The sequence below is a fragment of the Candidatus Accumulibacter contiguus genome (assembly GCF_012940005.1).
GTDB classification, from domain to species: domain Bacteria; phylum Pseudomonadota; class Gammaproteobacteria; order Burkholderiales; family Rhodocyclaceae; genus Accumulibacter; species Accumulibacter contiguus.
In genome coordinates this window covers 1-24,578 of record NZ_SPMX01000004.1, presented here as the reverse complement: position 1 = coordinate 24,578, position 24,578 = coordinate 1, and the positions used below count along the sequence as shown (strand labels likewise).

General features: G+C 61.1%; 23 protein-coding genes, 1 tRNA gene and 3 pseudogenes. 22 read left to right on the top strand and 5 right to left on the bottom strand.

Features of this window, described 5'->3' with window-relative positions; translation table 11 throughout:
• The first annotated feature begins 276 nt into the window (after window positions 1–276).
• The 11 genes and pseudogenes from E4Q08_RS01640 (at window position 277) to pyk (ending at window position 10,715) form a co-directional block, all read left to right on the top strand.
• Window positions 277–726, top strand: coding sequence for a pilus assembly protein MshD (locus tag E4Q08_RS01640; RefSeq protein WP_169069108.1), 450 nt, complete (start codon window positions 277–279; stop codon window positions 724–726).
• A 2-nt stretch (window positions 727–728) separates the two neighbouring features.
• Complete coding sequence (locus E4Q08_RS01635) at window positions 729–1,535, top strand: prepilin-type N-terminal cleavage/methylation domain-containing protein (protein WP_169069107.1); 807 nt, start codon at window positions 729–731, stop codon at window positions 1,533–1,535.
• Between the two features lie 97 nt (window positions 1,536–1,632).
• Window positions 1,633–2,040 (top strand): hypothetical protein, encoded by a 408-nt coding sequence (locus E4Q08_RS01630; protein WP_169069106.1) that lies wholly within the window; start codon window positions 1,633–1,635, stop codon window positions 2,038–2,040.
• Between the two features lie 91 nt (window positions 2,041–2,131).
• On the top strand, window positions 2,132–3,094 hold the full coding sequence (locus tag E4Q08_RS01625) for a type IV pilus biogenesis protein PilM (RefSeq protein WP_034909605.1): 963 nt from the start codon (window positions 2,132–2,134) through the stop codon (window positions 3,092–3,094).
• A 92-nt stretch (window positions 3,095–3,186) separates the two neighbouring features.
• Window positions 3,187–3,807, top strand: a complete 621-nt coding sequence (locus E4Q08_RS24290) for a PilN domain-containing protein (protein WP_505438005.1) — start codon at window positions 3,187–3,189, stop codon at window positions 3,805–3,807.
• 684 nt (window positions 3,808–4,491) lie between these two features.
• A complete protein-coding gene (locus E4Q08_RS01615; protein WP_169069104.1) occupies window positions 4,492–4,857 on the top strand; it encodes an MSHA biogenesis protein MshK in 366 nt (121 codons plus the stop codon).
• The gene (locus E4Q08_RS01610; RefSeq protein ID WP_308240030.1) at window positions 4,854–6,629 is read left to right on the top strand and encodes a secretin GspD/PilQ domain-containing protein; all 1,776 of its coding nucleotides are present in this window, start codon (window positions 4,854–4,856) and stop codon (window positions 6,627–6,629) included. Before E4Q08_RS01615 ends, E4Q08_RS01610 begins: the two co-directional genes overlap by 4 nt.
• Window positions 6,592–6,954, top strand: a pseudogene (locus E4Q08_RS25565) (ExeA family protein); the annotation flags it as partial. The gene E4Q08_RS01610 and the pseudogene E4Q08_RS25565, both read left to right, overlap by 38 nt.
• Window positions 6,955–7,006: 52 nt before the next feature.
• Window positions 7,007–7,489, top strand: a complete 483-nt coding sequence (locus E4Q08_RS24280) for an ExeA family protein (RefSeq protein WP_248594628.1) — start codon at window positions 7,007–7,009, stop codon at window positions 7,487–7,489.
• Between the two features lie 19 nt (window positions 7,490–7,508).
• Window positions 7,509–8,636 carry a tetratricopeptide repeat protein gene (locus E4Q08_RS01600; RefSeq protein WP_169069103.1) on the top strand — a complete coding sequence of 376 codons (1,128 nt, stop codon included), beginning with the start codon at window positions 7,509–7,511 and terminating at the stop codon, window positions 8,634–8,636.
• 663 nt (window positions 8,637–9,299) lie between these two features.
• Window positions 9,300–10,715, top strand: a complete 1,416-nt coding sequence (gene pyk, locus E4Q08_RS01590) for a pyruvate kinase (protein WP_169069101.1) — start codon at window positions 9,300–9,302, stop codon at window positions 10,713–10,715.
• A 169-nt stretch (window positions 10,716–10,884) separates the two neighbouring features.
• Here pyk and E4Q08_RS01585 read toward each other — a convergent pair.
• Window positions 10,885–10,956 (bottom strand) — tRNA-Arg (locus tag E4Q08_RS01585).
• A 90-nt stretch (window positions 10,957–11,046) separates the two neighbouring features.
• Between E4Q08_RS01585 and E4Q08_RS01580 the strand changes: the two are divergent.
• Window positions 11,047–12,962, top strand: a pseudogene (locus E4Q08_RS01580) (ATP-binding cassette domain-containing protein).
• A gap of 128 nt (window positions 12,963–13,090) precedes the next feature.
• Here the strand turns inward: E4Q08_RS01580 and E4Q08_RS01575 are convergent.
• Window positions 13,091–14,320 (bottom strand): benzoate/H(+) symporter BenE family transporter, encoded by a 1,230-nt coding sequence (locus E4Q08_RS01575; RefSeq protein WP_169069100.1) that lies wholly within the window; start codon window positions 14,318–14,320, stop codon window positions 13,091–13,093.
• 131 nt (window positions 14,321–14,451) lie between these two features.
• Between E4Q08_RS01575 and E4Q08_RS01570 the strand changes: the two genes are divergently transcribed.
• The gene (locus E4Q08_RS01570) at window positions 14,452–15,576 is read left to right on the top strand and encodes an acyltransferase family protein (RefSeq protein ID WP_169069099.1); all 1,125 of its coding nucleotides are present in this window, start codon (window positions 14,452–14,454) and stop codon (window positions 15,574–15,576) included.
• 8 nt (window positions 15,577–15,584) lie between these two features.
• Here the strand turns inward: E4Q08_RS01570 and E4Q08_RS01565 are convergent, their stop codons facing one another.
• On the bottom strand, window positions 15,585–15,914 hold the full coding sequence (locus E4Q08_RS01565; protein ID WP_169069098.1) for a hypothetical protein: 330 nt from the start codon (window positions 15,912–15,914) through the stop codon (window positions 15,585–15,587).
• 842 nt (window positions 15,915–16,756) lie between these two features.
• Here E4Q08_RS01565 and E4Q08_RS01560 point away from each other — a divergent pair.
• From E4Q08_RS01560 to E4Q08_RS01525, 8 genes are all read left to right on the top strand, one after another.
• Window positions 16,757–17,368: a hypothetical protein gene (locus tag E4Q08_RS01560; RefSeq protein ID WP_169069097.1), complete on the top strand. Its 612-nt coding sequence runs from the start codon at window positions 16,757–16,759 to the stop codon at window positions 17,366–17,368.
• 62 nt (window positions 17,369–17,430) lie between these two features.
• The gene (locus E4Q08_RS01555; protein ID WP_034916897.1) at window positions 17,431–17,646 is read left to right on the top strand and encodes a YMGG-like glycine zipper-containing protein; all 216 of its coding nucleotides are present in this window, start codon (window positions 17,431–17,433) and stop codon (window positions 17,644–17,646) included.
• A gap of 129 nt (window positions 17,647–17,775) precedes the next feature.
• The gene (locus E4Q08_RS01550; RefSeq protein ID WP_034916900.1) at window positions 17,776–17,973 is read left to right on the top strand and encodes a hypothetical protein; all 198 of its coding nucleotides are present in this window, start codon (window positions 17,776–17,778) and stop codon (window positions 17,971–17,973) included.
• Between the two features lie 167 nt (window positions 17,974–18,140).
• Window positions 18,141–18,428 (top strand): hypothetical protein, encoded by a 288-nt coding sequence (locus E4Q08_RS01545; protein WP_034916902.1) that lies wholly within the window; start codon window positions 18,141–18,143, stop codon window positions 18,426–18,428.
• Between the two features lie 154 nt (window positions 18,429–18,582).
• Window positions 18,583–18,954: a phospholipase D-like domain-containing protein gene (locus tag E4Q08_RS01540; protein ID WP_308240029.1), complete on the top strand. Its 372-nt coding sequence runs from the start codon at window positions 18,583–18,585 to the stop codon at window positions 18,952–18,954.
• A 405-nt stretch (window positions 18,955–19,359) separates the two neighbouring features.
• Window positions 19,360–19,620, top strand: coding sequence for a hypothetical protein (locus E4Q08_RS01535; protein WP_169069096.1), 261 nt, complete (start codon window positions 19,360–19,362; stop codon window positions 19,618–19,620).
• Window positions 19,621–19,781: 161 nt separating this feature from the next.
• Complete coding sequence (locus E4Q08_RS01530; RefSeq protein WP_169069095.1) at window positions 19,782–21,389, top strand: AsmA family protein; 1,608 nt, start codon at window positions 19,782–19,784, stop codon at window positions 21,387–21,389.
• Entirely contained in the window at window positions 21,340–21,720 is a 381-nt protein-coding gene (locus E4Q08_RS01525) for a hypothetical protein (RefSeq protein WP_169069094.1), read from the top strand. Before E4Q08_RS01530 ends, E4Q08_RS01525 begins: the two co-directional genes overlap by 50 nt.
• Before the next feature lie 270 nt (window positions 21,721–21,990).
• Here E4Q08_RS01525 and E4Q08_RS01520 read toward each other — a convergent pair whose 3' ends face one another.
• Together E4Q08_RS01520 and E4Q08_RS01515 are read right to left on the bottom strand one after the other, a co-directional pair.
• Entirely contained in the window at window positions 21,991–23,349 is a 1,359-nt protein-coding gene (locus E4Q08_RS01520) for a GAF domain-containing protein (protein WP_308240028.1), read from the bottom strand.
• Complete coding sequence (locus tag E4Q08_RS01515; protein ID WP_169069093.1) at window positions 23,346–23,849, bottom strand: hypothetical protein; 504 nt, start codon at window positions 23,847–23,849, stop codon at window positions 23,346–23,348. Before E4Q08_RS01515 ends, E4Q08_RS01520 begins: the two co-directional genes overlap by 4 nt.
• Before the next feature lie 169 nt (window positions 23,850–24,018).
• Here E4Q08_RS01515 and E4Q08_RS26320 point away from each other — a divergent pair.
• A pseudogene (locus E4Q08_RS26320) lies at window positions 24,019–24,366 on the top strand (ISAzo13 family transposase); the annotation flags it as partial.
• Between the last annotated feature and the right edge of the window lie 212 nt (window positions 24,367–24,578).

Genomic DNA, 24,578 nt, shown 5'->3' with positions numbered 1-24,578 from the left:
ACCGTCGATATTATCGATCGCGTCTACGAAACCGGACGGAAAGCGGCGCTTGATCTCAAGGCATCCCTGCGCATCGTCGCCGATGCACTACTGCCCCCATGGAATTACACCATCCTGCCAAATTCAACAGCATAAAACCGGGAAGTTATTTCGTGGGCGTTCCTTTGTTCTATGGAGAGGCGTTGGCATGGGTGATCACCCCTCCCCCGCCAGGGGGGAGGGGAGCACATCGGACCCTCCCAACACTTTCATTCACACCCCTCCAGTCAACGTGGTTTGACGCTGATCGAGCTGATCCTGTTCATCATCATCATCAACGTCGGGATCTTCGGCATTCTCACGGTGATGAATTCGACTACTCGAGCGAGTGCCGATCCCATGCTGCGCAAGCAAGCCGTGGCCATGGCCGAAGCGATTCTCGAAGAAGTGCTATCCAGGAATGCGACGGCGACTCTGCCGGAAACGGATATGAACACCTGCTCGAACCGCGCCCTGTATGTCGGTGTGGCAGATTACAGCTGCTTTGACGGTGTGCCTGCAACAGCCGTCATCAGTGGTGTGCATACGCTCGGTTCGACGTCGATCCCTGCTCTCGCGAGTCTTTCGGCAACCGTGGCCGTGACCGCCGTGAACGTCAGCGGTATTGCCATGCAAAGGGTCGCGGTTACGGTGACGGGCGGTGGGCAGGAAATCACGCTTTTCGGCTATCGCGCCGCAGGTTTCTGAGCATGTATTGCCTGCTCACCAGAAACCGTGGCTTCACGCTGATCGAGGCGATTGTGGTGATCGTCATCACGGGCATTATTGCCGGTATGGTGGCGGTGTTCATCCGGACTCCGGTCGATGGCTACCTGGATGCCGAGCGCCGTGCCGGTCTGACCGATATTGCTGATACGGCGGTACGACGAATGGCCCGTGATCTCCGGCTGGCCTTGCCGAATAGCGTGCGAACCTCAACAGACGGGTCCGGATTGTGCATTGAATTCATTCCGACCAAGATCGGCGCGCGTTATCGCGCCGTGGTCGACGGTACGACCGGGAATGGCGATCCGCTTGATTTCACTACGGTGGACGACCGATTCGAGATGCTCTGGCTGAACAGCACCTTGCCCGCCGACAGCCGGATTGCTGCGGGCGATGTCGTGGTGGTGTTCAACGATGGCAGTTCCAGCGGCAATGCGTATACCGGCATCAACGCCATTCAGGTGGCGGGGGTGGCCGAGCCTGGCGGAACCCCGAACACCACCGCGATCAGCTTTGTCACTGTTGGAGCGGCAGCGCCCTTCGGCCGCAAGCAATTGCCGAGCGAATCGCCGGGAGGCCGATTCCAGGTGATCCCTGCCGGTTCGCACGTAGTCTCTTTCCGATGTGATGGGGGATCACTGACCCGGCATACGCGTGTTCTGAGTGCGGCATGGACACCAGCGGCGAACTGTGCGGCGATGGTGGCTGGGGCTACTGCTGCAGTATTGGCGACCAATCTTGGCACCTTGGCAGTCTCAGCTATGATCCGCCGGGCGTCAGTACCGGACTGAGCCGCTTCGGTATTGTCTCGATGTCTTTGGGGATCACTGATGTGGCATCAGGTGAAACCATCCATCTGTATCACCAGGCGCATGTGGACAATACGCCATGAACAGACAGCGAACCCGTTCAGCACGGTTCGCGCAGGGCGGTTTCGCCATCGTCTCGGCGATTTTTCTGCTCGTGGTACTGGCGGCGCTGGGTGCTTTCATGCTTACTTTTTCGAACACTCAGCAGTTCACTTCCGCACAGGATGTTCAGGGTTCACGCGCGTACTGGGCGGCCAAAGGTGGAGTGCAATGGGCGGCAGGAGCGATCATCAGCAGCAACGCGTGCCCGTCAGGTCAACCGGCGTTTACCGACGGCTTCACGGTATTGGTGACTTGTACCTCGAATACTTACACGGAAGGCGTAAGCAACCGGACGATATTCTGGGTGACATCCACCGCCTCGGCGGGTGGTGCTGTGGGCAATGCCGCGTATACCGAAAGACAGATTCAGGCCTTCATCGAGTGACTTTTCATTCAATGGGGATTGATCGGGAGTTTGCTTCATCGAAAATTCATTGTCATTGAGCGGCTTAGTCGGTATATTTCAACGAACTCATATGCAGGGCAAGAGGATTCTTCCGTTTCTCTTCACACGACGCAAGCCAGGCTGGCTGGCCATCATTCCGCAAGGCGGCTGGGTGACGCTTGCGCATGTGCTGCGCGACCCGAATGGCCGTCCGGAAGTCAGGCTGCTCGACAGTTTCGCTCTTGACCATGGCGGCGTACGCGAAGCTTTGCAGCATCTGCGTGTGGCGCGGCAACTGAAATCCTATGTTTGTACGACCTTGATGGGTGAAGGCGAATACACCGTCTCGCAGCTCGACGCACCGCCCGTACCCGCAGAGGAACGCAAGGAGGCCTTGCGCTGGGTGCTCAAGGAAATGGTGAGTTATCCGGTCGATACCGCCTGCATCGAGGTGCTCGATATTCCGAGAGCGGGCTTGCCGCAAGGGCGGGCGGCGAGCGTTCTGGCGGTCTCCGCCGCCGAGCAGGCAGTGCGTGCACGTGTCGCGGTGTTTGAGGAAGCCAGGATAGCGCTGGATGCGCTGGATATTCCCGAGTTGGCGCAACGTAATGTGGCGGCCTTGCTGGAAGACGAGAACCGGGGGCTGGCGTTTCTCCGCATCGACGAAACCGGCATGATGCTGACGCTGACTTTTCATGGGGAATTGCTTGCCGTGCGGCGTGGCGAAATGAATTCAGTGCAGTTGAACGGGAGTGATGCAGATCAACGGGCGCGCGTGCAGGAGCGCCTGGTACTTGAATTACAGCGCAGCCTCGACAATTTTGATCGGCAGTACAGTCAGATTCCCATTTCCAAGGTGATTCTGGCGAGTTATCCGCAGGTCGAGAATCTTGTCACCGAACTGGGAGATAACATCTATGCACCGGTCAAGGAGATGGATCTCTCGTCGGTGCTGGATTTCCCGGCAGTGCCGGAACTGAAGAACCTCCAGTACCAGGCAAAGAATTTTCTGGCAATTGGTGCAGCGTTGCGCACCGCAGAGGGATCGACGTGAGTCAGCAAATCAACCTCTACGAAGCGCGCTTGCGACCCCGTCACGAACTGGCCACAGCGCGCAATCTCGGGATTTGCACTCTGGTCTTGCTGATGCTGATGACGACGCTTTCGCTATGGGTACGCGCGGAGGCCAGCCGCAAGTCAGAAACAGCCTCGGCGTTACAAAAGCATCTGGCCGAGGAACAGGAGAAACTGACGGCGCTGACCAGACTGTTTGCGCAGCGACAGGTCTCGCCGGGACTGATTGCCGAACGGGAAAGAACGAAAACCATGCTGGCGGCTTCCGAGGAGGTCATCGAGGTGCTGGATTCAGGCATGCTGGGCAATACCGAGGGATTTTCCGGTTTCATGACCGGATTCGCACGGCAATCGCAGACCGATTTATGGCTCACGGGATTTCGGGTGACGGGAAGCGGGGAAATCGAGATTCAGGGACGCCTGCTTGATCCCGAGAAGTTGCCGGCTTATGTACAGCGTTTGCGTAGCGAGCCAGTATTTCAGGGGCGCCGCTTTGCCGCGCTGGAAATGCGGGGCGTTGATCCCGAGGAGCAGGTGCCGGAGCAAGCGGGTGTGATCGGTGTGGCTGAAAAAAACCCGGCTGCGGAAGTACCATCCCGATCCGTTCCAAAATTGCCGCGTTATGTCGAGTTCATTCTTCGCTCGGAAAACGTTGGGAATGCTGGGAATGTTGAAGCAGGTACGAAACGGTGAATCCATGAAGGAACAATGGTTGAAACTGGCTGCCCGCTATGATGCGCTGCAATTGCGCGAGCGTTGGCTGATTGCAGTAGCCGTGCTTGGTGGAATGGTTCTGATTGCTTACAGCCTGCTCATCGAGCCAGCGCTGCAGCGTTCGCAACTGGCTGATCGCAATATCACCGAACAGCGTGCGCAATTGTCCAGCCTGCAGGCGCAGATGGCGGCATTGCAATCGCCTGCACAGAACCCGGACGAGATCGTCCGTGCCGAAGTCGACGATCTCAAAAGACAATTGGGAAAAATTGCCGGTCGCCTCGAAACCATGGAAAGTTCGCTGGTGCCGGCGCAGCACATGTCCGGATTGCTGGAAGACATGATCGGGCGCAGGACCGGCTTGCATCTGCTCAGCCTGAAAACACTGCCGGTTGCCCCATTGCTGGACAAGAAGGTCGGCGCCGAGGAAAGCGAAGCGGCAAAGTCGGCAGGCAAGCCGATCCATGCGGGTCTCTTCAAGCATGGCGTTGAAATCAGACTGGAGGGCAGTTATCTGGAATTGGCGGCGTATCTTGAGCGGCTGGAGCAGACCAAGCGGAAACTGCTGTGGAGCAAGCTTACTCTTTCTGCCGACCGGCACCCCCGGTTGGTGCTGACGCTGACCGTATTCACATTGAGTCTGGATCGGGCATGGCTCATCGTATGAATCGCCTCATTGTCCTGCTGACCTCGCTGCTGGTGGTGCTTCCTGTGCGGGCGCAGGCGCTGTCGGATCCAACACGTCCTCCGCCGGCCCTGTCTGCAGACACGCCGGATGCAGAGGTAATGAACAGCCAGGTACTGCAGTCGGTGATGATTCCGGAGCAGGGCAAACCGATCGCCTTGATCGGGGGGCAGCAGATCAGGCTGGGCCAGAAGTACGGCGAGCGTCGCCTGATCAAGCTGACCGAGTGGGAAGCCGTTCTCGAGGGGCCTGCAGGGATCGAACGCTTGTTCCTGACACCGGGCATCGAAAAGACCAGAGTCACCACGCCTGCTGCCAAGGCGCAGAGTGGGAACAGACCGTGAAGTCCGGATTGATTCTGCTGGCCATGCCAATCGCCCTGCTTCTTGCCGGTTGCGCCAGCCATCAGAAAGCGCCTGTAACCAGCACCTTCGACCGAATCGGCCAGGAAATGCAGAACGCTGTCGGCGCTCGCTCGAAGGGTGTGGACGATGCGCTGAGTCAGGCCATGCTGCCGCCTTTGCAGCTGGAACTTCCCGATTCGGCGAAAAGCGTTGAGCCGCGTTTTGATCTGGCCCTCAGCAATGCGCCAGCCAGTCAGGTATTCATGGCGCTGGTGAGCAACACGCCTTACAGCATGCTGGTGTCGCCAGAAGTGACCGGCAACGTGACCGTACGTCTGAAAAACGTTACGGTGCGTGAAGCGCTGGAGACGCTGCGGGAGCTGTATGGTTACGAGTTCAAGTTCCAGGGAACACGCATCTATATTCAGCCCAACACCATCCAGACGCGTATCTTCCGGATCAACTATCTGGCCGGGAAACGTCAGGGGCAGTCCGACTTGCGGGTGATTTCGAACTCGGCGGTCGCCAATCAGCCGCCGAATACGGGTACCGCCTATCCGGCCAGCGCCAGTCCTGTCCCCGCCATGCCTGCAGGCACAACCGGGACGGGATCGGGCTCGACGCCCCCGAGCAGCCACATCTCGACGACACAGACCAGCGATTTCTGGCATGATCTGACCCATGCGCTGACCAGCATCGTCGGTTCTCAGGACGGACGTGCGGTGATTGTCAGTCCGGGTTCCGGAGTGGTTCTGGTCAAGGCCTTTCCCGCGGATCTGCGATCGGTCGAGAACTTCTTGCGTATTACCCAGCTGATCGTTGAGCGGCAGGTGATGCTGGAAGCCAAGATCATCGAGGTGGAGTTGAATGAAGAGTTCCAGGCCGGTGTCAACTGGAACCACTTTGGTGGCAGCAGCAACCGTTTTGCCTATGGTGCGGTTCAGCCGGGAACGGTTCTGAACACGACCAACAGAGCCGGATTCGATGCGTCGAATGTGGCGCAGAGCGGAGCGGGTGCGATACTCGGCAATGGGGTGGGTGTGGTGCCCGGGGCCGGCGGGATTGCTGCCGCGACCAGGCTGGGAAATGGCTTTTTCGGACTGGCCTTTCAGAGCGCCAACTTCGCGGCACTACTGAATTTCCTGGAAACCCAGGGCAATGTTCAGGTGTTGTCGAGCCCGCGAATTGCCAGCATCAACAACCAGAAAGCGGTGCTCAAGGTCGGCATCGACGAGTTCTTTGTCACCAACGTGAGTTCTACGGTCACCTCGACCGGAAACAGTAATGTCACCACGCCGAATATTACCCTGCAGCCTTTCTTCTCGGGCATTGCCCTGGATGTGACGCCGCAGATTGATGACGAAAACAATATCGTCCTGCATGTCCACCCGTCGATCAGCCTGGTGAAGGAGAAGCAGAAAGTGATCGACCTCGGCACCTTGGGCGTATTTACGCTGCCGCTGGCCAACAGCGCAGTCAATGAAACCGATAGTGTGGTGCGGGTGCAGGACGGCAATATCGTTGCCATCGGTGGTCTGATGAAGCAGGAGCAGGCCTCGGATGCCAACGGCTTTCCCGGTACGACGGCCTCTTCGACCTGGGGATTGTTGTTTGGAACGCGTGACAGCCATCTCAGGAAGCGCGAACTGGTCATCCTCATCAAGCCAACCATCATCCGCAACGACTCGAGCTGGAAAGATGATCTGATCGAAACTCAGGGTCGAATCCAGCAACTTGATCCGCGCCTTGCCCGGCCGCAAGTGGGTCGGTAATGGTGTCGTCGCTGCGGAGCCGGCTTTGTATCTGAATCATTTCGGCTTCACCGAGCTGCCCTTCGGGATCACTCCGGACACCAGCTTTGCCTATTCCGTCCAGTATCATCAGGAAGGGCTCAATACCCTGCTGCTGGCGCTGAATGCCGGGGAGGGTTTCGTCAAGATCACTGGCGAAGTCGGTACCGGCAAGACCTTGCTCTGTCGTCGGCTGTTGCAGACGCTGGACGATGGCTGGGTGAGTGCCTATCTGCCCAATCCCAATCTGGCGCCAGATACCCTGTTCCTGGCGCTGGCCGAGGAGTTGGGCATCGATGACGCCACTGGCCTGGATCCGTATCATCTGATGCGGCGGATCAACCATCTGCTGCTTGCGCATGCGCAAACGAAAAAAACGCGTTGTCGTCTGCATCGACGAAGCACAGGCGATGCCGGTCGAAACGCTGGAAGCCCTGCGCCTGCTGTCCAACCTGGAGACCGAAAAATGCAAGCTGTTGCAGATCGCTCTCTTCGGTCAACCGGAACTCGATGAAAAGCTGCGCCGTCCGGAAGTGCGACAACTGCTCCAGCGCATTGCTTTTCACTACCGTTTGGGTGGTCTGAAGAACAGCGAGATCGGGGACTATGTTGCGCACCGCTTGCGAGTCGCCGGTTACCGGGGCGATGGCCTGTTCACCTCGGCAGCAGTGCGGGCACTGTATCGGGCCAGTGGCGGAACGCCACGCTTGATCAACATCCTGGCGCACAAGTCATTGCTGTCGGTTTTTGGCGAAGGTCGGCAACTGGTCAAGGTGCGTCACATCAGGCTGGCACGCAGGGATACCGAGGGCACTCGCCGCGTCGGGTGGTTTTGGGGATAATCATGTCGATGGGATGTCAATGAGTCTGCTCAACCAGATGCTGCAGGATCTTGATGCGCGCAGGGCGGCCCAGGGTGTTGGTAACCCCTTGCCGAATGCAGTGCGTCCTCTGCCGAAGCCGCAGGCTTCACGTCTGCCGATGGTCCTGGGGATGCTGGTGCTGACATTTCTGGCCGGCGGCTCTGCCTTCCTTTACTGGGAGATACGGCAGGAGACCGCGCACTCTGCCCTGTCCGGTGTGCCACCACTTGCACTCGCTCCGGCCGTGTTGACGGCCGCTTCTCCGCCACCCCTTGCGCAACTCGCGGCCGAGCCTCTGAAAAGCCTGCCAGCCGAAGCAGCGCTTCCCGCAGGATTGGCGGCGATGGATGGTGGCCCACGGATGTCCGCTGACTCCGTGGGATCACTACCGCAGCCGCAAAGTGAAGTGAAGCCTGCCACTGCTTCTTCGGTAGTGGAGAACCGATTCGCCGGTGACCGCAGCAAGCTTGCCGCAATCGAGCAGCCCCTGACTGCACCACCGCCGCAGGGGGAGAACCGATCGGCCAGGATGCCGCTCATCGAGAGGAGCGATGCCCTTGGTTCGTCAGCGGATCGTCCCGAGACCGAGTACCGCAAGGCCATTGCCTCACTCAACCAGGGAGCGGTTGCCGAAGCTCTGGAAGGCTTGCGTAACGCCTTGCGGCAGGACGGTTCTCATGTAGCCTCTCGGCAGGTACTGGTCAGGCTCTTGCTGGAAGCCAGACGGCTGGATGAAGCGGTGCAGGTATTGCAGGAAGGGTTGCTGGGGCAGCCGGAGCAGATCGGCTGGGCGATGACTCTGGCCCGCCTGCAACTCGATCGCGGGGATCTCTCCGGTGCGTGGAAAACGCTGGATCATTCCTTGCCAGCGGCGGGAAACAACGCGGATTATCAAGGATTCACGGCGCACCTCCTGCAACGACTCGGGCGGAACAAGGAAGCGGCCGAACATTATCAGGCAGCAACCCGGGTGGCGCCCGGCGATGGGCGCTGGTGGCTGGGTCTGGGTCTGGCATGGGAGGCCGATGGACGTTCCAGCGAGGCGCGTGATGCCCTGCACATGGCCAAGGCTGCCGGAACCTTGAGCGCAGAACTGACCGCATGGGTGGAGCAAAAATTGCGTTAATGTGAATTTGCGGCAGCGGCTCACGACACTGTGCAAACTCATAGGTCCATTGACTGGCTTATTCTTTGCGCGTATTACTACGCCCGGAGTGTAAATTTGTCGCGTGACTCCGCGCACACGGATTACGAGAGGAGACCCACATTGTCAAAAAAGAAAAAGTCTGCCAAGGCGGACACAAAGAAGTCGCTGACGCCAGCCGTTGATCCATTGCAGTTGTTGCAGGATCGCGTCGCTGCATTGGAGGAGCAGTTCGCACAACTCAGCCTGAAGGAAGGGCCTGTCGGGCCGCGAGGAGAAGCGGGGCCGCGAGGAGAAGCGGGGCCGCGAGGAGAAGCGGGGCCACGAGGAGAAGCGGGGCCGCAGGGCAAGCCGGGGCCAGCCGGACCCAAGGGCGATCCGGGTCCAGCGGGCCCCAAGGGCGATCCAGGACCGCAGGGAGCGCCAGGTGCCAAAGGCGCCCAGGGACCGGCTGGCCCCAAGGGAGCAGCGGGATCTCCGGGTCCTCAAGGTCCAAAAGGCGAAACAGCCTCTCTCCCCTGAATCCCGTTGTAGATCGGCCTGGGTGCTTCTCCGGGCATCGCGGCAATACTTGCGCTGGATCAAGATCTCATGCCTTGGCATGCGGAAGAATCGCGTTTTTTGCAAAGGATTGAGGAGTCCCTGATGCGTCGAACCAAGATTGTGGCTACTGTCGGCCCGGCCACCGCCTCGCCGGAGGCCATGCGGCAACTGCTGGAAGCCGGCGTCGACGTGGTGCGACTCAACGCTGCGCATGCCGACATGCAAACGCACAGCAAGAACGCTCGTCAGGTGCGTGAGCTGGCGCAGATCCTCGGGCGCAGCGTCGGGGTGCTGGTCGACCTGCCTGGCCCGAAAATTCGTAGCGGTGTGGTGCTCGGCGATGCGGTAGAACTCGTGGCCGGTCAGGAATTCATGCTCAGTGGCAGCGACGACGGCAAGGGGGATGCCCGGCATGTCGCCACGACCCTGCCCGACCTGGCGCATTGGGCGCGTCACGGTGATGACATCTACCTCGCCGACGGTGAGATCGTCCTGCGCGTGCTCAAATCGATCGGCAACGACGTGCGCACCGAAGTCGTTCGCGGTGGCATGCTGCGCTCACGCAAGGGCATGCACCTGCCGCGTGCCGAGGGCCACGTCGAGCCGTTTACAGAGCGCGATGCACGCTCACTCGAGATGGCGATTGCCGCCAAGGTCGACTTTGTCGGACTCTCGTTCGTGCGCCGGGCCGAAGACGTCGAACGGGTGCGCAGCATGTTCCCCAAGCGTGGCCTGCGGCCGGCGCTGGTGCCCAAGATCGAAACGGCGATGGCGGTTGACAACCTCGCTGGCATCATCAACGCTGCCGACGCGGTGATGGTCGCGCGTGGCGACCTCGGCATCCAGATGCCGGCGCGGCGAGTGCCCTTGCTCCAGAAGGAAATCATCCGTCTCTGCAACCTGGCGGGCAAACCGGTGATCACCGCCACCCAGATGCTCGAGTCGATGACCCGCTCACCGTTACCGACGCGTGCCGAAGTGAACGACGTGGCCAACGCGGTGCTCGATGGCACCGACGCCTTGATGCTCTCGGAAGAAACCGCCGTCGGCCTGTTTCCGAACGAAGCCGTGCGCATGATGAGTGAAGTGGCCGAGTCGGCCGAGGGCTGGCCGCGCCAGCGCGTCGATCCCGCCGCCAGTGTCGGTGCCGACTCCGACCGCGTCGCTTGGGCGGTGGCGCACGCTGCGGTGCAAGCAGCGGAAGACCTCAGCGTGGCCGCGATCCTCTGCCCAACGCGCAGCGGGGATACCGCCCATCGCGTTGCGGCATTCCGGCCGACGGTCCCGATTGCCGGCATTTCACACAGCACGCCAGTACTTGGTGGCCTCTCGCTGGTGTGGGGTGTGCAGCCGCTGCTGATCGCCGAAAATGCCGACCGTGGCGAGCAACTGCGACTCTCGATTGCCGCTGCGCGCGCTGCTGGCATCGTGCGCGACGGCGATCTCGTGGCACTGGTATTCGGCTCGGCCGGACCGCGTGCCGGCAGCACCGACAGCGTGCGTATCGTTCGGGTGTGAGGAAGCGGGGCGGGTGGCTGGCCGCAGATCGCGCATATCCACAAACCCGAACAGCCTGACCCCACGGCGAAAGGTAAAATGGCATTTTCTGCCAGGTACTAGGTACAATCCGCGCTCGTTTTTACCGGGTTTGATCGACCATGCTGGACAGCCTTGAATGCCTCTCGCGTCCCCTCGACAGGAATCGGACCTGTATCCCACGCTTAGGAGGCGTGTGCACTATCCATTGTGCTACGAGGAGTCGGGGGCGTATTGTAGCCGCTGACCCCGAATTACGCCAACTTGCCGCAGCATTTGCTCAGACCATCCCCCAGGACAAGGAAGCGCGCTCATGCCGTACCTGATTCTCTCCGACGCCTCCCTTGCCTTTGGCCACGTGCCACTCCTTGAGCATGCGGATTTCCAGCTCGACGCTGGCGAACGGGTTGCGCTGATTGGCCGTAACGGTACCGGCAAGTCCTCGCTGTTGAGCGCACTCGCTGGTTGTGGGGCGCTCGACGACGGCAAGGTGTGGCTGCAACCGGGCCTGCGGATCGGCTATGTTCCGCAGGAGCCGCCCTTCGACGCCGATTTGACGGTCTTTGCCGCCGTCGTTGCCGGCATGGGCGAGTTATCCGCGCTGCTTGCCGAGTACCATGCGGTCTCGCACGCCCTGGGCGAGCCTGCGGCAGACCATGAACAGCTGCTGGAACGTATGCAGGCGCTGCAGACGGAACTGGAGGCGCGGCACGCGTGGTCATTCGAGGCGCAGGCCGAGCGCGTCATCCAGCGCTTCTCGCTCGACGCCGACGCCCTGGTCGGAACGCTTTCCGGCGGTCAGAAAAAACGCCTGGCGCTGGCGCAGGCATTGGCCGTTTCCCCTGAGCTGTTGCTGCTGGACGAGCCGACCAACCATCTCGATGTCGGCGCCATCGAATGGCTCGAGGAGATGCTGGTTTCCTCGGGCGTCACGCTGGTGTTCATCACCCATGACCGTCGTTTTCTCGAACGGGTTGCAACCCGCATCGTCGAACTCGACCGTGGCCGCCTGCTTTCCTGCCCGGGCAGTTTCAGCGAGTATCAGACACGCAAGGAGGCGATGCTGCACGACGAGGCGCTGAACAATGCACGCGCGGACAAGTTTCTCGCGCAGGAGGAAGTGTGGATCAGGCAGGGCATCAAGGCCCGTCGCACCCGCAACGAAGGCGGGTGCTACGCCTCGAGCGACTGCGCCGCGAACGTCTGGCAAGGCGCGAGCGCCAGGGCAAGGTCGAGTTGGTGCTCGATGCCGGTGACCGCAGCGGCAAACTGGTGGCGGCGCTCGAGCACGCCGGCAAGTGTTTTGGCGAGCAGGTGGTGGTACGCGATTTCTCCTGTCGCGTGCAGCGCGGTGACAAGATCGGCATCATCGGCCCGAATGGCGCCGGCAAGACGACGCTGCTGCGCCTGATTCTCGGTGAGTTGCTCCCCGATACCGGCAAGGTGGAGCTCGGGACGAAAGTGCAGGTGGCTTATTTCGACCAGTTCCGCAGTCAGCTCGATGAACAGGCGACACTGATCGACGTGATCTCGCCGGGGTCGGATTTCGTGGAGATCGCCAATCAGCGCAAACACGTGATCAGCTATCTCGGTGACTTCCTGTTTGCGCCGCAGCGCGCACGCTCGCAGGTCAGTTCGCTGTCCGGTGGCGAGCGCAACCGGCTGCTGCTGGCGCGTCTGTTCGCGCGGCCGGCGAACGTGCTGGTGCTCGACGAGCCGACCAACGACCTCGACATCGAGACTCTCGAACTGCTCGAAGAACTGCTCCAGGACTACACGGGCACCTTGTTTCTGGTCAGCCACGATCGTGCCTTCATCGACAACGTCGTGACCCAGACCATCGCTGCCGAGGGCAACGGCATCTGGCGCGAGTACGCCGGCGGTTATCAGGACTGGGCCGATTATCAGGCCGCTCGCCGCCGGGAAGAATCATCCACGATGGAGAGCATCAGCAAACGCGGCGATCTGCGACCGGCCGAGATCGCCAGGCCGAGCCAGCCGAAGGCCAGCGCCAGCAAACTGTCGTGGAAGGAGGCCAAGGAACTCGCCGAACTACCGCAACGCATCGCCGCCCTTGAGGCCGAGCAGAAGCGGATCGGCGAACGACTGGCCGACCCCGCTCTGTATCAGGCACCGCTGCAGGCAGCACGAGAGCTGTCGGCGCGCTTGCGCGAAATCGATGAGCAACTCCTGGCCCTGCTCGATCGCTGGGAAGCCCTCGAGAGCTAACGGTCATTACTTTTCCAGGCACCCCCGATCATGAAAGTCATGACCGTTTCCCTCTCCCCCCGACCCCTCCCCCCGCGAGGGGGGGAGGGGAGATTCGTGAGTCGCGTACGCGACTTTTACATTAACTCCTATTGGTCGAGTTTGCTGCCTGCCGGCGGCTCCTTCGGCTGCTGTGCGTACAGCCGCTGCCGTCGTGCCGGACTTGCCTGCAGGACCAACAGCGCTGCGAGACCGGTCAGCAGCCCCCAGAAGGCGGAACCGATGCCGGCCAGCACGACGCCCGAGGCAGTAACCAGGAAGGTCAGCAAGGCCGGCTCGCGTTCGGCTTCCTGGGCGAGTGCGCTGGCGAGCGCGCTGCCGATCGTGCCGAGCAGCGCGAAACCGGCGATCGCCAGAACCAACTCCTTCGGAAAGGCCAGGAAAAGCGCACCGACCGTGGCTCCGAAGAGTCCGATCAGCAGGTAGAAAACCCCGGCGGCGATGGCGGCGACGTAGCGCTTGTCGGCATCCGGGTGCGCTTCACGGCCCATGCAGATGGCCGCGGTGATTGCTGCCAGGTTCAATGCAAAACCGCCGAACGGGGCAAGCAGCAGATTGGCCGCGCCGGTCCAGCCGATCAGCGGTGAAATCGGCAACTGGTAGCCGGAAGCGCGGATGACGGCGACTCCCGGAACATTCTGCGAGGCCATGGTGACCACGTACAAGGGCAGCGCGACACCGATCAGCGCCCGCCATGAGAATTGCGGGGTGGTGAACACTGGTGTGGCCAGTTCGAGGTGCAGTGCCTGGACCTGCAGCAGCCCCTGCGCGGCAGCGATGCCGATGCCGAGCAAGAGGGTGACGACGATGGCGTAGCGGGGGAGCAGCCGGCGGCAGAGCAGATACGCACAGAACATCGGCAAGACCAGCGCGAACTGGTTCTGCATGGCGATGAAGGCATCGAGACCGAAGCGCAGCAGGACGCCGCCCAGCATGCCGGAGGCAATCGAGATCGGGATGCGGTCGAGCATCCTTTCGAAATAACCGCTGAAACCCGAGAGGGTGATCAGCGTCGCCGAAACCAGAAAGGCGCCGATCGCCTCAGGCATCGAGATGCCTGCTGCACTGGTGATCAGCATTGCCGCGCCGGGCGTCGACCAGGCGGTCAGCACCGGCACCCGGTAGCGTAGCGAGAGGGTGATGCTGGTCAGGCCCATTCCCAGGCCCAGGGCACACATCCAGGAAGCGATCTCGGCGGCCGTCGCCTGCAGCGTCTGGGCAGCCTGGAAAACGATCACCGCCGAACTGGTGAAGCCGACCAGCACAGCGACAAAACCGGCAATCAGCGCCGCGGGGGAAAAGTCGTCGAACAGTCGCATGCTTTCTCGACAAGGTGGGTGATGGCGAATGCCGCCCGATTCTCGATTGACTGTGGCTGCGGTCGCCGGTGATACTCCTGGACCTGGCGTTCAGTTTCCTGTCCTTCCCCAGTCTAAGAGGTCGCCACATTATGCATCAAACCACGTCGCTGTTTCTGGATACATTACGTTTCACCGCTGCCATGACGGTGCTTCTACATCACCTTACTGGTCAAACATTCAACTCGTCTTTTTCTCCTGTCCCTTGGGGCCGAGAAGCAGTAATCGCTTTCTTTGTCATTTCAGGCTTCGTGATCGCCTATGTTTTGGATTCTCGGGAGCGAGATCTAAAGATCTACGTCTCAGCCCGACTCGGCCGCTTGTATTCAGTAATTCTTCCTGCGCTTTTCATTACGCCGCTACTGGATCACTTCGGCCGGCAAGCAGCTCCGGATCTGTATCGTGAAATCGTTGCAGACCATGTTGTCTTGCGCATCCTGATTAATCTGGCAAATCTCCAGGAAAGCTGGAATTTGACAACCGCGCCGCTATCGAATGGGCCGTTTTGGTCACTGGCCTTTGAGTTTTGGTACTACGTGGTGTTTGGCGCCTACACCTTGCTAAGCGGTTATTCTCGACAAATTGTCATTCTCTTGGCCTGCCTCGCTGCGGGACCACGAATCATTTTCACGATGCCAGTCTGGTTGTTGGGAGTGGTAGCCTATCGACTCGACCAGAAAACGCATTTACACAGGAGCAGCGCCTGCGTGTTGTTCGCAATTTCTGGCTTGGGCATCGCTCTCTACATGACGACCTTTGGCCATTCGGTCCTTCAGTCGTTGAACGACGCGATCTTTGGCGGCAGCCATAGTCGATACTGGACACTGGGTGGCCATACATTGTTCCTGGGTGACCTTCCCAAGCTACCAGCAGACATACTGTTGGGGATCTTGTTCGCGACCGCAATTGTGACGGTAAAGCCTGCAATGGAGGGACTACACCCCCCCGGTCTGGATTTCGTCGTCCATTCGATATCTCGCGGGTTCCACGTTCAGCCTTTATCTATTTCATGCTCCGCTCTTGTACTTCATTGCCGCGAACATGCATTTACAGAAACACAGTGCATATTCCGTGACTCTATTGGGTGTGTTAGTTTTCTTGACTTGTTTTGCACTCTCGTATCCCACGGAGCGACAGGTCGGGCGATATCGTGCCTTTTTTTCTTGATCTTATTTCCACGGCTTCCCGCGCCTACCAGAGTTTCCGCACTCGGATGAAATAGCGCTCAAACCTTGATGTTGATATGAGCTTCGCCCGGCGCGCGCCGCCGGCCCCGGTTCGTGCGCGTGTCGAGCAGGATTGGCTGGTCCTTCGAACGACGGTCGGCGTGTCTGCGCTCTACCGGTTCGGGCTTGCTCTCATCGTCAGGGCCGACCGCCTTCGGGGACTCTGGGCGTCCACCCTTTTTACTCGGTGGTGGCTGTCCTTGCGGCGAGGCCGCCAGCTCGTCGGCGAGTCTGGCCGCAGACTCCACTGGCTCCACTGGCTCGGACTTCCTGTCGACCTCCTTGCCGAGATTGCCGATGGGCGGTAATAATTCAGATGGAATCCTCATTGTCCAAGTCCTGTACAAGTGACCGCGAGGCATAAAATCCGGGCTGGCGGTCAAACAATCGAATCAATCTACGATCACTGACCGTTTCACTGTATCACTGCGCCGGTCAGTATTAAACCTGGAAAGCACCATGGTTTGCCAAATTTTTCGCAGAAAGCCGCCTGCTGCGCTGATGGCGCCGCCAGCGGGAACGGCTGCCGGCCGATCGGGCGCCGCTTGCGCCTGCCGGTCCGCCGGGAGGAGGGCAGCCGCTGCGCGTCGAATCGGCACGCGTACGCGCAGCCGAACTGACCCTCGATGCCACCGCAGTCGGTCCGCTGCGCTCGAACGAGTCGATCGTTCTGCGTCCGGAGGCACCCGGTCGAACCGCCTCGATCCACTTCCAGGACGGGGCTGCGGTCAGCAAGGGTTCGCTGCTGCTGGCGCTTGATGGGGCAACGCCGGCGGCCGAACTCGACTCAAGCTCAACAAGCCCGAACTGCCGGTGATCGTCAATCGCGACAAGCCGATGATCACCGGCGCTGATAGCCAGCGCCGCCTGCGCGTCGTTCGCAGCAGCGAGCCGACGAGGGTCGGGCCGCGCAACTGGTGCGCCGCGCTTGCACCTGCGGCGGTCTGTACTGCAGCGCACAGATGTGCCTGGGCAGCCGCTTGTGTGCGGCAGCGGACAGACGGTGCCGGCAGTTGCCTCTACGCTGAGCCTTCCGAACCAACATGTGGCGTCCCTTGTTCGTCGCAGGCAATGCACAGAGCCTGCGCGCAACGCGCTCCTGGCGACGAAGAAAACCGCGGCGTGGTTTGCCGCGGCATCATTCCGAAGCTCATCAAACGAAGGAAAGAAAATGAACAGACTCAACATCAACGCGATCGCACTGGCGATCAGTCTCGGTTTCAGTGCCGGTGCCATGGCCGAAGGCATGACGAAGACCGATTACACCGCCGGCAAGGACAAGATCTCGGCCGACTACAAGGCGGCCAAGCTGGCGTGTGCCTCGTTGTCCGCGAACGCCAAGGATATCTGCGTCGCCGAGGCCAAGGGCGCTCAGAAGGTCGCATCGGCCGAACTCGAAGCCAGCTACAAACCGACGCCGAAAACCCGCTATGAGGCGCGCGTCGCCAAAGCGGAGGCCGACTATGGCGTGGCCAATGAAAAATGCGACGACCTGGCCGGCAACGCCAAGGATGTTTGCGTGAAGGAAGCCAAGGCGGCGCAGACGACCGCGAAAGCCGACGCCAAGGCGCAGATGAAGACGACGGATGCGAACGTCACAGCCAACGTCAAGACTGCCGATGCACGCAGCACGGCCAGCGCCAAGACGACCGAGGCCCGCAAGGACGCCACGGCGGACAAGGTCGACGCGCAGTACGCGGTGGCCAAGGAGAAGTGCGACGCCAAGGCCGGCGCGGCCAAGGACGATTGCCTGGTCCAGGCGAAGGCGCACGCGGGCAAGTAGCATCCGGCACTCGAGCAGACACGATGCACCGAAAACACAATGTTTGACAATGAGGTAATGCCATGAGAACGAAGCAGAGATTTGCCTTCACCGCAGTTGCCGCAGCCGTGCTGCTCGGTCTGGGAGGGTGTTCAGGGATGTCGGCACAGGACAGGAACACCGCTGTCGGGGCCGGTGTTGGAGCTGTCGGCGGTGCCGTCCTGACGGGCGGCAGCGCAGTCGGTACCGTTGGTGGTGCAGCCGTTGGCGGCGTCATCGGCCACGAAGTCAAGCACTAGAAATTATTGACGGGCGCCGTGCCTGATGTTTCCGGTCGTCGCGCTGCCGTCGCACCCTGATCCGCCTGCGAGAGTGACCGACAGGTTTGCTTTCGTCGCCGGCCAAGGGACCATCAGGAGAGAGTTGCCATGGGGAAATCTGGAAAGACCAGCAGAGCCGCACTACTCGTCGGCGCCTTGCTTGTCGGACTTGCCGGCTGTCAAAAGCAGGAAGGTCCCGCAGAGAAGGCCGGCAAAGAGGTTGACAAGGCCGCAGAGAAGGTCGGGCAGCAAGTGGAAAAAGTCGGTAACAGTATCCAGGACGCAGCCAAGGGCGACAAGAAATAGCGCGTCCGTTCCGGCCCGGAACGACCGGCCGAAGATTCACCGGCGAGCCGGCGGGGGTGTACGCGGCGATTCGCGCCACACAGGCTCCGGGGTCGTGGCGAACGCCTGCATCTGGGCAGTCGTCGTCATCCAACAATCAATCAATCAATCAATCAAGAGGAATTCTCATGAACTATTCGATAGTATTTTCTGCGGTAGTACTCGCCCTCGGTGTCAGCGCGTGCGAGAGAGCGACGGTCGTGACACCGGCAGCCGTGGTAGCCGTTCCCGGGCCAGCAGGCCCGCCGGGTGCCACGGGATCGACCGGATCGACTGGCGCCACCGGATCGACTGGCGCCACCGGATCGACAGGATCGACCGGCAGCACGGGTGATACGGGGGCCACGGGTGACCGCGGCAAGACGGGCGGGGGTACGGTGGTGGTCGTCCCGGCCGCTCCGGCTCCCGCCCGCTGATCCTCGACGGCGCGGGCTCTCTCGGCGGCATGCCGGTATGACAGCGTTGGTGCCTTGAACACTCCGAAGGTCTTCTTCGAGCGGCTGACGGACGGGGGCATCGCGGTGCTCGAGTTCAATCCGATCAACCCCCTGTCGGCAAAGGCACAGTGATGTGAAGCTGATCTTGCCGAGCCACTTCGACTCCGAAGTCGTGTTTCACGCCGGACGCTCGCACTATCTCGCCTTGCTGAAGGCGGGTGTCAGGATCTACGAGCGACAGGGGGCGCTTCTCCATTCGAAGACCGCGCTCATCGACGGCCTATGGTCGTGCGTCGGCTCGAGCAACCTCGATTGGCGAAGCTTTCTCGACAACGACGAGATCAACGTGGTGGTGCTGGGGCGTGAGTTTGGCCAGCAAATGCAGGCCATGTTCGCCAAGGACCTCGACGCGTCGGTCGCCATCGACCAGGCCACCTGGGAACGGAGATCGCCGATGCTCCGCTTCAAGGAGTGGGGAGCCAGTCTCTGGCAGCGTTTGCTGTAGGCGTTGCCGTCATGCATGGCGGTCGAAAGTTCGTCGTGCGCGGCCGGCGCCAACAGGAAAGAGCAGCGCAGCTTGTGTACGGCAGCGTACGGAGGGTCGTGGCGAGATGACGTAAATTCCATGAAGGTGTTCATTTCCTCCCTCCTTGGTTCATGAACGCCCGCACCGCTTGGCCCGGGACGTCCTCGACGTTCCGGGAATTTTTCCGTCACCGGCAGCCAACTGACGGCAAGCAGGCATGTACTGACGCTTTCGGCGACAACGAGATGGCGCTGTGCGCTGGCGTACCGACGGTTTCGGCTCACGAGCGTATTGTCCATATTGACTGTTGAAGCACACGATTCGCGAGCTCGATCGAGATAGCGATGGCAAGGCGCTTCACGATGCCTAACGAAGGAGCATGCAATGAAACCAATGTACCCCCAGATACTGGCCTGGTTGGCCGGCAAGACCGGAACTCCCGACCATGCCGCCCATCGCCTGTGGAGAAAAGCGCTGCGCGACGCGACCGCCGAATGTGCGGTGATTGAGTCGCCTGAATACTGGCAGTCGGCAGTCGGGCACTTGCGCGCGTCGTTCCCGAGCATCTCGCCCGCTGCGGCCGTCTCCTCGGGGCCAGCTGCCTCGACCAACCTGGCGGCAAGGGATCGCTGGCAGATGGCCTGAGCCGTTGCGCGGCGAGGAACCGGCAGGCCGCGTAACGGGCGGACGGCAGGCCATCCTGGGTAATTTTTTGCTGGCTGCATCTGGCGCGCACTGGTCGCGCCGGGCCGGCCTTTGAGCAGGCTCCTCCTGGAAACATCACCCACCTTTCCTCCTGCACCGCCATGACCCTGACGCGTTCGCTCAAATGGACGGCTGGCGTTTTTCTCGCACTGCTGGTGCTGATCGTCCTGCTTGTCGACTGGAACGGCTTGCGTGAGCCGATTGCGCGCCGGATCAGTAGCGGCACTGGCAGAAGCGTCGCCGTCAACGGCGATCTGAGCGTGCATCTTTCGTGGCGGCCGCGCATCGTTGCCAACAACGTGGTCTTCGGAAATGCCGCGTGGAGCCCCGACCCCGCGATGGCCGAGATCAAGCGCCTGGAGTTCACGATCGACCTCTTCAAGCTTCTGAGCGGCAGGCTGGAATTTCCCGAAGTCGCGTTGTCCGAGCCGCACGTGCTGCTTGAGGTGAATCAGGATGGCGTGCCCAACTGGGTCTTCGACGCGCAGGACAAGAACAAGTCCGTCGATGTTCCGACCATCGGCTTGCTGACCATCGATCACGGCAGCGTGATCTATCGGGATCGCAACCACCATACCGAGATGGCGCTTGACATCAGAACGCTGGAAGACGGCAAGGATGATCCACAACTCAGGCTGGAAGTGGCGGGCAAAGGCCGCTTCAAGGGCCTGCCGACAACGCTGCACGCGCGCGGTGGCGGGCTGCTGAGTCTGCGCAGCGCCGATAATCCCTACCCGATCCGGGCCAATGCGACGCTGGGAACCACCAGGGCCAGTATTGAGGGCAGCTTGCTCGATCCTCTGCATCTCAAGGGCGAGGAACTGAACTTCAAGCTTGAAGGTAGCGACCTGGCGTTACTCTTTCCGATCATCGGTGTGCCATTTCCGCCGACACCAGCGTACAAGTTCGCCGGATTTCTGAATCATGATGGCGACGTGTGGACTTTTCGCCGCTTCAAGGGGACGGTGGGGCAAAGCGATCTGGGGGGAAATTTCACGGTTGATCGGGGTCAGCGGCCGCAAATGATCAGCGCCGACCTGGTCTCAAAACAATTGCTGATGAGAGACCTCGGCGGCTTCATCGGAGCTGAGCGCGGTACGCAGCCGAGCCGGACCCCGCCACTCAGCGACAAGGTGCTGCCGGCCGAGCCGTTCAGTCTGGAAAAGCTGAACGCGGCCAACGCGGATGTGCATTTCCGTGGCGAGAAGATCCTGACCGAGAACATGCTGCTCAACAAGATGAATGCGCATCTCACTGTAAACGACGGTGTGCTGAAGCTCGCACCGCTGGATTTCGGCATCGCTGGCGGAAATCTGGTGTCGCGCATCGAAATGGACGGACGCCACCTGCCGATCGCGATACATGTAGACACCACCGCGAAAGGTCTGCACCTGGACCAGTTGTTCCCGACTTTCAGGCTGGCTGACGCCAATACCGGCACGCTGGGGGGGCGTGCCAGACTGGCTGGCCACGGCAACTCGGTAGCACAAATGCTCGCCTCGGCCAACGGCGAAACCGCTTTGATCATGGATGGTGGGTCGGTCGGGGAGTTGGTTCTCAGGCTGTCGAACCTGGACATGGCCAATTCGCTCCTGGTCATGCTCGGTGGCGACAGGCAGGTTCCGATTCGCTGCATGGTGGGCAATTTCAAAGCGATTGATGGCGTTTTCAGCGTTCAGGATCTGGTGCTCGATACACCCAAACATTAGCGGTAGCGGCAACGTAGACTTCACCGACGAATCGCTCAACCTCAGATTGGTGTCCCAGTCGAAGGGCTTCAGTCTGGCATCGCTGCGCGGCCCCATCGCGATCACGGGCACGTTCAAAAGCCCGACGCTACGACCTGAAATGGGCGGCGTGATTGCGCGCGGCGCTCTCGCGGTGGCATTGGGTGCGGTGACCTCAGGTGTGGGAGTACTGATACCGCTGCTCGACTTTGGCGACGACAAGGACAGCGACTGTGCCTTGCTCATTGGCCAGGCCAGGTCGGATGCGCGCGTGCAGTCGAGCGATTTTGCGCCACGTGCCGGAAAGCGGTAATCAGCGCTTCCGGCTCGACCCTCCAATTTCAGACCCGTTATTCCCAGGCCCGCGCAGCGATCCCGGCAGTGAAGAACAGCGACAAGCCGGTTGCGGGGAGGGGGATCGTGATCTCGTCGATTGCATGTATCGGGGTGTTGGTCATTTTTTCTCGATTCTCGATACGGCCAGTTAACGGACAATGGTTATCGCATGTATCAAGCCGAGATGACGCATGAAGCGGGGCGATGCAACGAACAGCAGGATCGGCCGAGGAACTCCGGCAATACGTCAGTGGGGCGCAGCCACGCTCAGTTGCAGCGGCCGGCTCACGTTGAGGCGGAAGCGACCGCGCCCGGTTTTCTCGATGGCGATAAACGAACAACGTTCGGCGAGCCGGCGTTGCAGCAGGATCAGACGGGCGTCCAGGTTGTCGGTGATATCCGGAAGACCAAGTGTGGTATCCAGGCGCAGTTCCCGGTTGGTGAACTCGGAGCGGCCTGCGACCATGTGTTCCCGCAGCAACTTCCAGATGATGGCGCCGGCCACGCCCTTGATCAGGTAGTCGTTGTCCACGAACACGCTGTGGTCGGCGGGAAAATGGCGGATAAGCACAGGTGCGCCCTGAGACGCCGCAGTGGGTGGGCTGCTGGAGGCAGGTGCGGCCGGTTCCAAGGGCAGATCCGCGCTGCGGGACAGGTAGTCGATGCACATGACCAATTGACCTGACAGTACCACCAAGGCGTCTTCGTCCTCAAAGGTGAAGCGCTGTTCCTCAGCGCTTTCCACCAACAGCACTCCCAACAGGCGACCGCCTAGCAGCAGGGGCACGGCCAACTGGCTACCCGCTTCCGCCAGACCTGGGAAGGGAATCTCGGTTTCCAGGGCGTAGCCATCGACGCTGGCGGCGAAACGTTCCCGGGTGGCATGGCTGTAACGGTATTCCTGTACCGCATACCCGATGCGGATGGGTGTGCGCTCCCCGGCGGCGACGCCAACGATGCCCTCGCCCATGTACACCTCGGAGCCCACACCGGACTCCGCATAGCCCCGGCTGGCCACGGTGTAGAGCCGTTTGCCGTCCGGGTCCGCCATGAGCAGCATGGAATGGCAGATGTCCCAGTGCCGTTCCAGGCCTTCCAGCAGCGTGTCGAGCAGGCGGGCGAGATCGGCGCAACCGGCGAGAACGGCCTGGCAGGCGCGCAGGCCAGAGAGCAGGTTGGCGCGCGGAGGGGTGTCCGCGTCCACGTTGCCACTCACCGCCACCACTTCCAGTACCCGGTAGATGTCGGAACCCAGCAGGCGGAACACCTTGCTCATGCCCGAGTGGGAGGCGATGGCCGCCAGCCGGGCCTTCATGTAGGCGAACAGGGGCCCCGCGGTCTCGGTACGCAGGTATTCAACCTGGAGGCAGTAGTGGGCGGCGCTTACCGGGTCCACCACCTCCACCGTGGCGAGGTGGTTAAGGAGGATGTTTTCCCGGGTCTTGTTGAAGAACTGGTAGGACAGGGCCACATGCTCGTCGTCCACGAAGTGCACGTGTGAGAGTTTGGCCACGTTGGGCATGCCGTCCGCCGCGCAGGTGGCGATGGTGGCGGGCACCGCGCCCTCGAAGCAGCGCCGCAGCGAGCGCAGGGTGGGTGGTGTCACGGCTTGGGCTCCAAACGCATGCCCGCTTTGGGTCCGGGGGTCTGCTCGAACACCGCCTCGGGGGTGAAGGCCACGCCCACCGCATCGTCCCCGGCCGGCGCCATCAGCGCCCGGGAAAAGTTTTCCGAATAGCCCAGGGCCATGATCTCGGCGATGAACGCGGCGCCGCAGGCCAGCATGATCTCCCGGTCGCCTTCCGTCAGCCGCTGGATGCGCGCGCCAGCGGCCTTGAGCTGGAGGGTCACGTGGGTGGCGGGCCTGCTGAAGACGGCGGCGATGGGCGCGCCCGCCGCCAGATCGTCCAGGATGCGCCGGGAACGCGGTTGCGAGAGAAACACCACCACTTCCAGCCGGTCGGCCGACACGCGGCAGCCGAAGGCCCGGGCGATGGAGGGTACCAGGGCAGCGTCGTGTGACGCCAAGTTGATCGCCACCGGGCCGCCAAGAAACGCGGCTTGCGCGGCACCCAGAAGAGGGGAGGTGGCTTTCGTTTGGAGCATGGCGGCAACAACCAAATGTCTCGATCGGGAATGTGGGGGGATTCTACAAGCTTACCTCGCGCCCACGTTCCGGCGCCCTTTAGTAAATTATTAGCAATTCGGTATGAAACACTTAGTATCTGTCCAGAAATAACTTGTACAACTTATACGAGTAGGCGACGATCTCGTCATGAGTAATGACGAGCTAGTTGAAACGATCCGTAAGAAGTTCGAGCGCGTGTCCACGGTTTTGGATGAGCGGGGGCGTCGTGTGTGGGCGTTGGCGGAAGCCGAGGCGCTCGGTTACGGCGGACAAAGCATCGTCGCTAAAGCCACGGGGCTATCGCGAATGACGCTGTATTCGGAAAAATGCGGTCATGCCCAGGACGACCCGGCGGGTTCTCGTAGACACGTCCGAAAAGCAGGGGGTGGACGCAAGAAGCTGATCGAGCACGAGCCGACATTGCTCTCGGCGCTGGAAAGATTGGTGGAACCGACCACCCGGGGAGACCCTGAGAATCCTTTACGGTGGACGTGTCTACGAGAACCCGCCGGGTCGTCCTGGGCATGACCGCATTTTTCCGAATACAGCGTCATTCGCGATAGCCCCGTGGCTTTAGCGACGATGCTTTGTCCGCCGTAACCGAGCGCCTCGGCTTCCGCCAACGCCCACACACGACGCCCCCGCTCATCCAAAACCGTGGACACGCGCTCGAACTTCTTACGGATCGTTTCAACTAGCTCGTCATT

What these genes read in the sequence shown, in the direction of transcription:
- E4Q08_RS01635 (WP_169069107.1), top strand. Translation starts at nt 729, where the DNA reads ATGTATTGCCTGCTCACCAGAAACCGTGGCTTCACGCTGATCGAGGCG.
- E4Q08_RS01630 (WP_169069106.1), top strand. Translation starts at nt 1,633, where the DNA reads ATGAACAGACAGCGAACCCGTTCAGCACGGTTCGCGCAGGGCGGTTTC.
- E4Q08_RS01625 (WP_034909605.1), top strand. Translation starts at nt 2,132, where the DNA reads ATGCAGGGCAAGAGGATTCTTCCGTTTCTCTTCACACGACGCAAGCCA.
- E4Q08_RS24290 (WP_505438005.1), top strand. Translation starts at nt 3,187, where the DNA reads ATGCTGATGACGACGCTTTCGCTATGGGTACGCGCGGAGGCCAGCCGC.
- E4Q08_RS01615 (WP_169069104.1), top strand. Translation starts at nt 4,492, where the DNA reads ATGAATCGCCTCATTGTCCTGCTGACCTCGCTGCTGGTGGTGCTTCCT.
- E4Q08_RS24280 (WP_248594628.1), top strand. Translation starts at nt 7,007, where the DNA reads ATGCGCAAACGAAAAAAACGCGTTGTCGTCTGCATCGACGAAGCACAG.
- E4Q08_RS01600 (WP_169069103.1), top strand. Translation starts at nt 7,509, where the DNA reads ATGAGTCTGCTCAACCAGATGCTGCAGGATCTTGATGCGCGCAGGGCG.
- pyk (WP_169069101.1), top strand. Translation starts at nt 9,300, where the DNA reads ATGCGTCGAACCAAGATTGTGGCTACTGTCGGCCCGGCCACCGCCTCG.
- E4Q08_RS01575 (WP_169069100.1), bottom strand. Translation starts at nt 14,320, where the DNA reads ATGCGACTGTTCGACGACTTTTCCCCCGCGGCGCTGATTGCCGGTTTT.
- E4Q08_RS01570 (WP_169069099.1), top strand. Translation starts at nt 14,452, where the DNA reads ATGCATCAAACCACGTCGCTGTTTCTGGATACATTACGTTTCACCGCT.
- E4Q08_RS01565 (WP_169069098.1), bottom strand. Translation starts at nt 15,914, where the DNA reads ATGAGGATTCCATCTGAATTATTACCGCCCATCGGCAATCTCGGCAAG.
- E4Q08_RS01560 (WP_169069097.1), top strand. Translation starts at nt 16,757, where the DNA reads ATGAACAGACTCAACATCAACGCGATCGCACTGGCGATCAGTCTCGGT.
- E4Q08_RS01555 (WP_034916897.1), top strand. Translation starts at nt 17,431, where the DNA reads ATGAGAACGAAGCAGAGATTTGCCTTCACCGCAGTTGCCGCAGCCGTG.
- E4Q08_RS01550 (WP_034916900.1), top strand. Translation starts at nt 17,776, where the DNA reads ATGGGGAAATCTGGAAAGACCAGCAGAGCCGCACTACTCGTCGGCGCC.
- E4Q08_RS01545 (WP_034916902.1), top strand. Translation starts at nt 18,141, where the DNA reads ATGAACTATTCGATAGTATTTTCTGCGGTAGTACTCGCCCTCGGTGTC.
- E4Q08_RS01535 (WP_169069096.1), top strand. Translation starts at nt 19,360, where the DNA reads ATGAAACCAATGTACCCCCAGATACTGGCCTGGTTGGCCGGCAAGACC.
- E4Q08_RS01530 (WP_169069095.1), top strand. Translation starts at nt 19,782, where the DNA reads ATGACCCTGACGCGTTCGCTCAAATGGACGGCTGGCGTTTTTCTCGCA.
- E4Q08_RS01525 (WP_169069094.1), top strand. Translation starts at nt 21,340, where the DNA reads ATGGCGTTTTCAGCGTTCAGGATCTGGTGCTCGATACACCCAAACATT.
- E4Q08_RS01515 (WP_169069093.1), bottom strand. Translation starts at nt 23,849, where the DNA reads ATGCTCCAAACGAAAGCCACCTCCCCTCTTCTGGGTGCCGCGCAAGCC.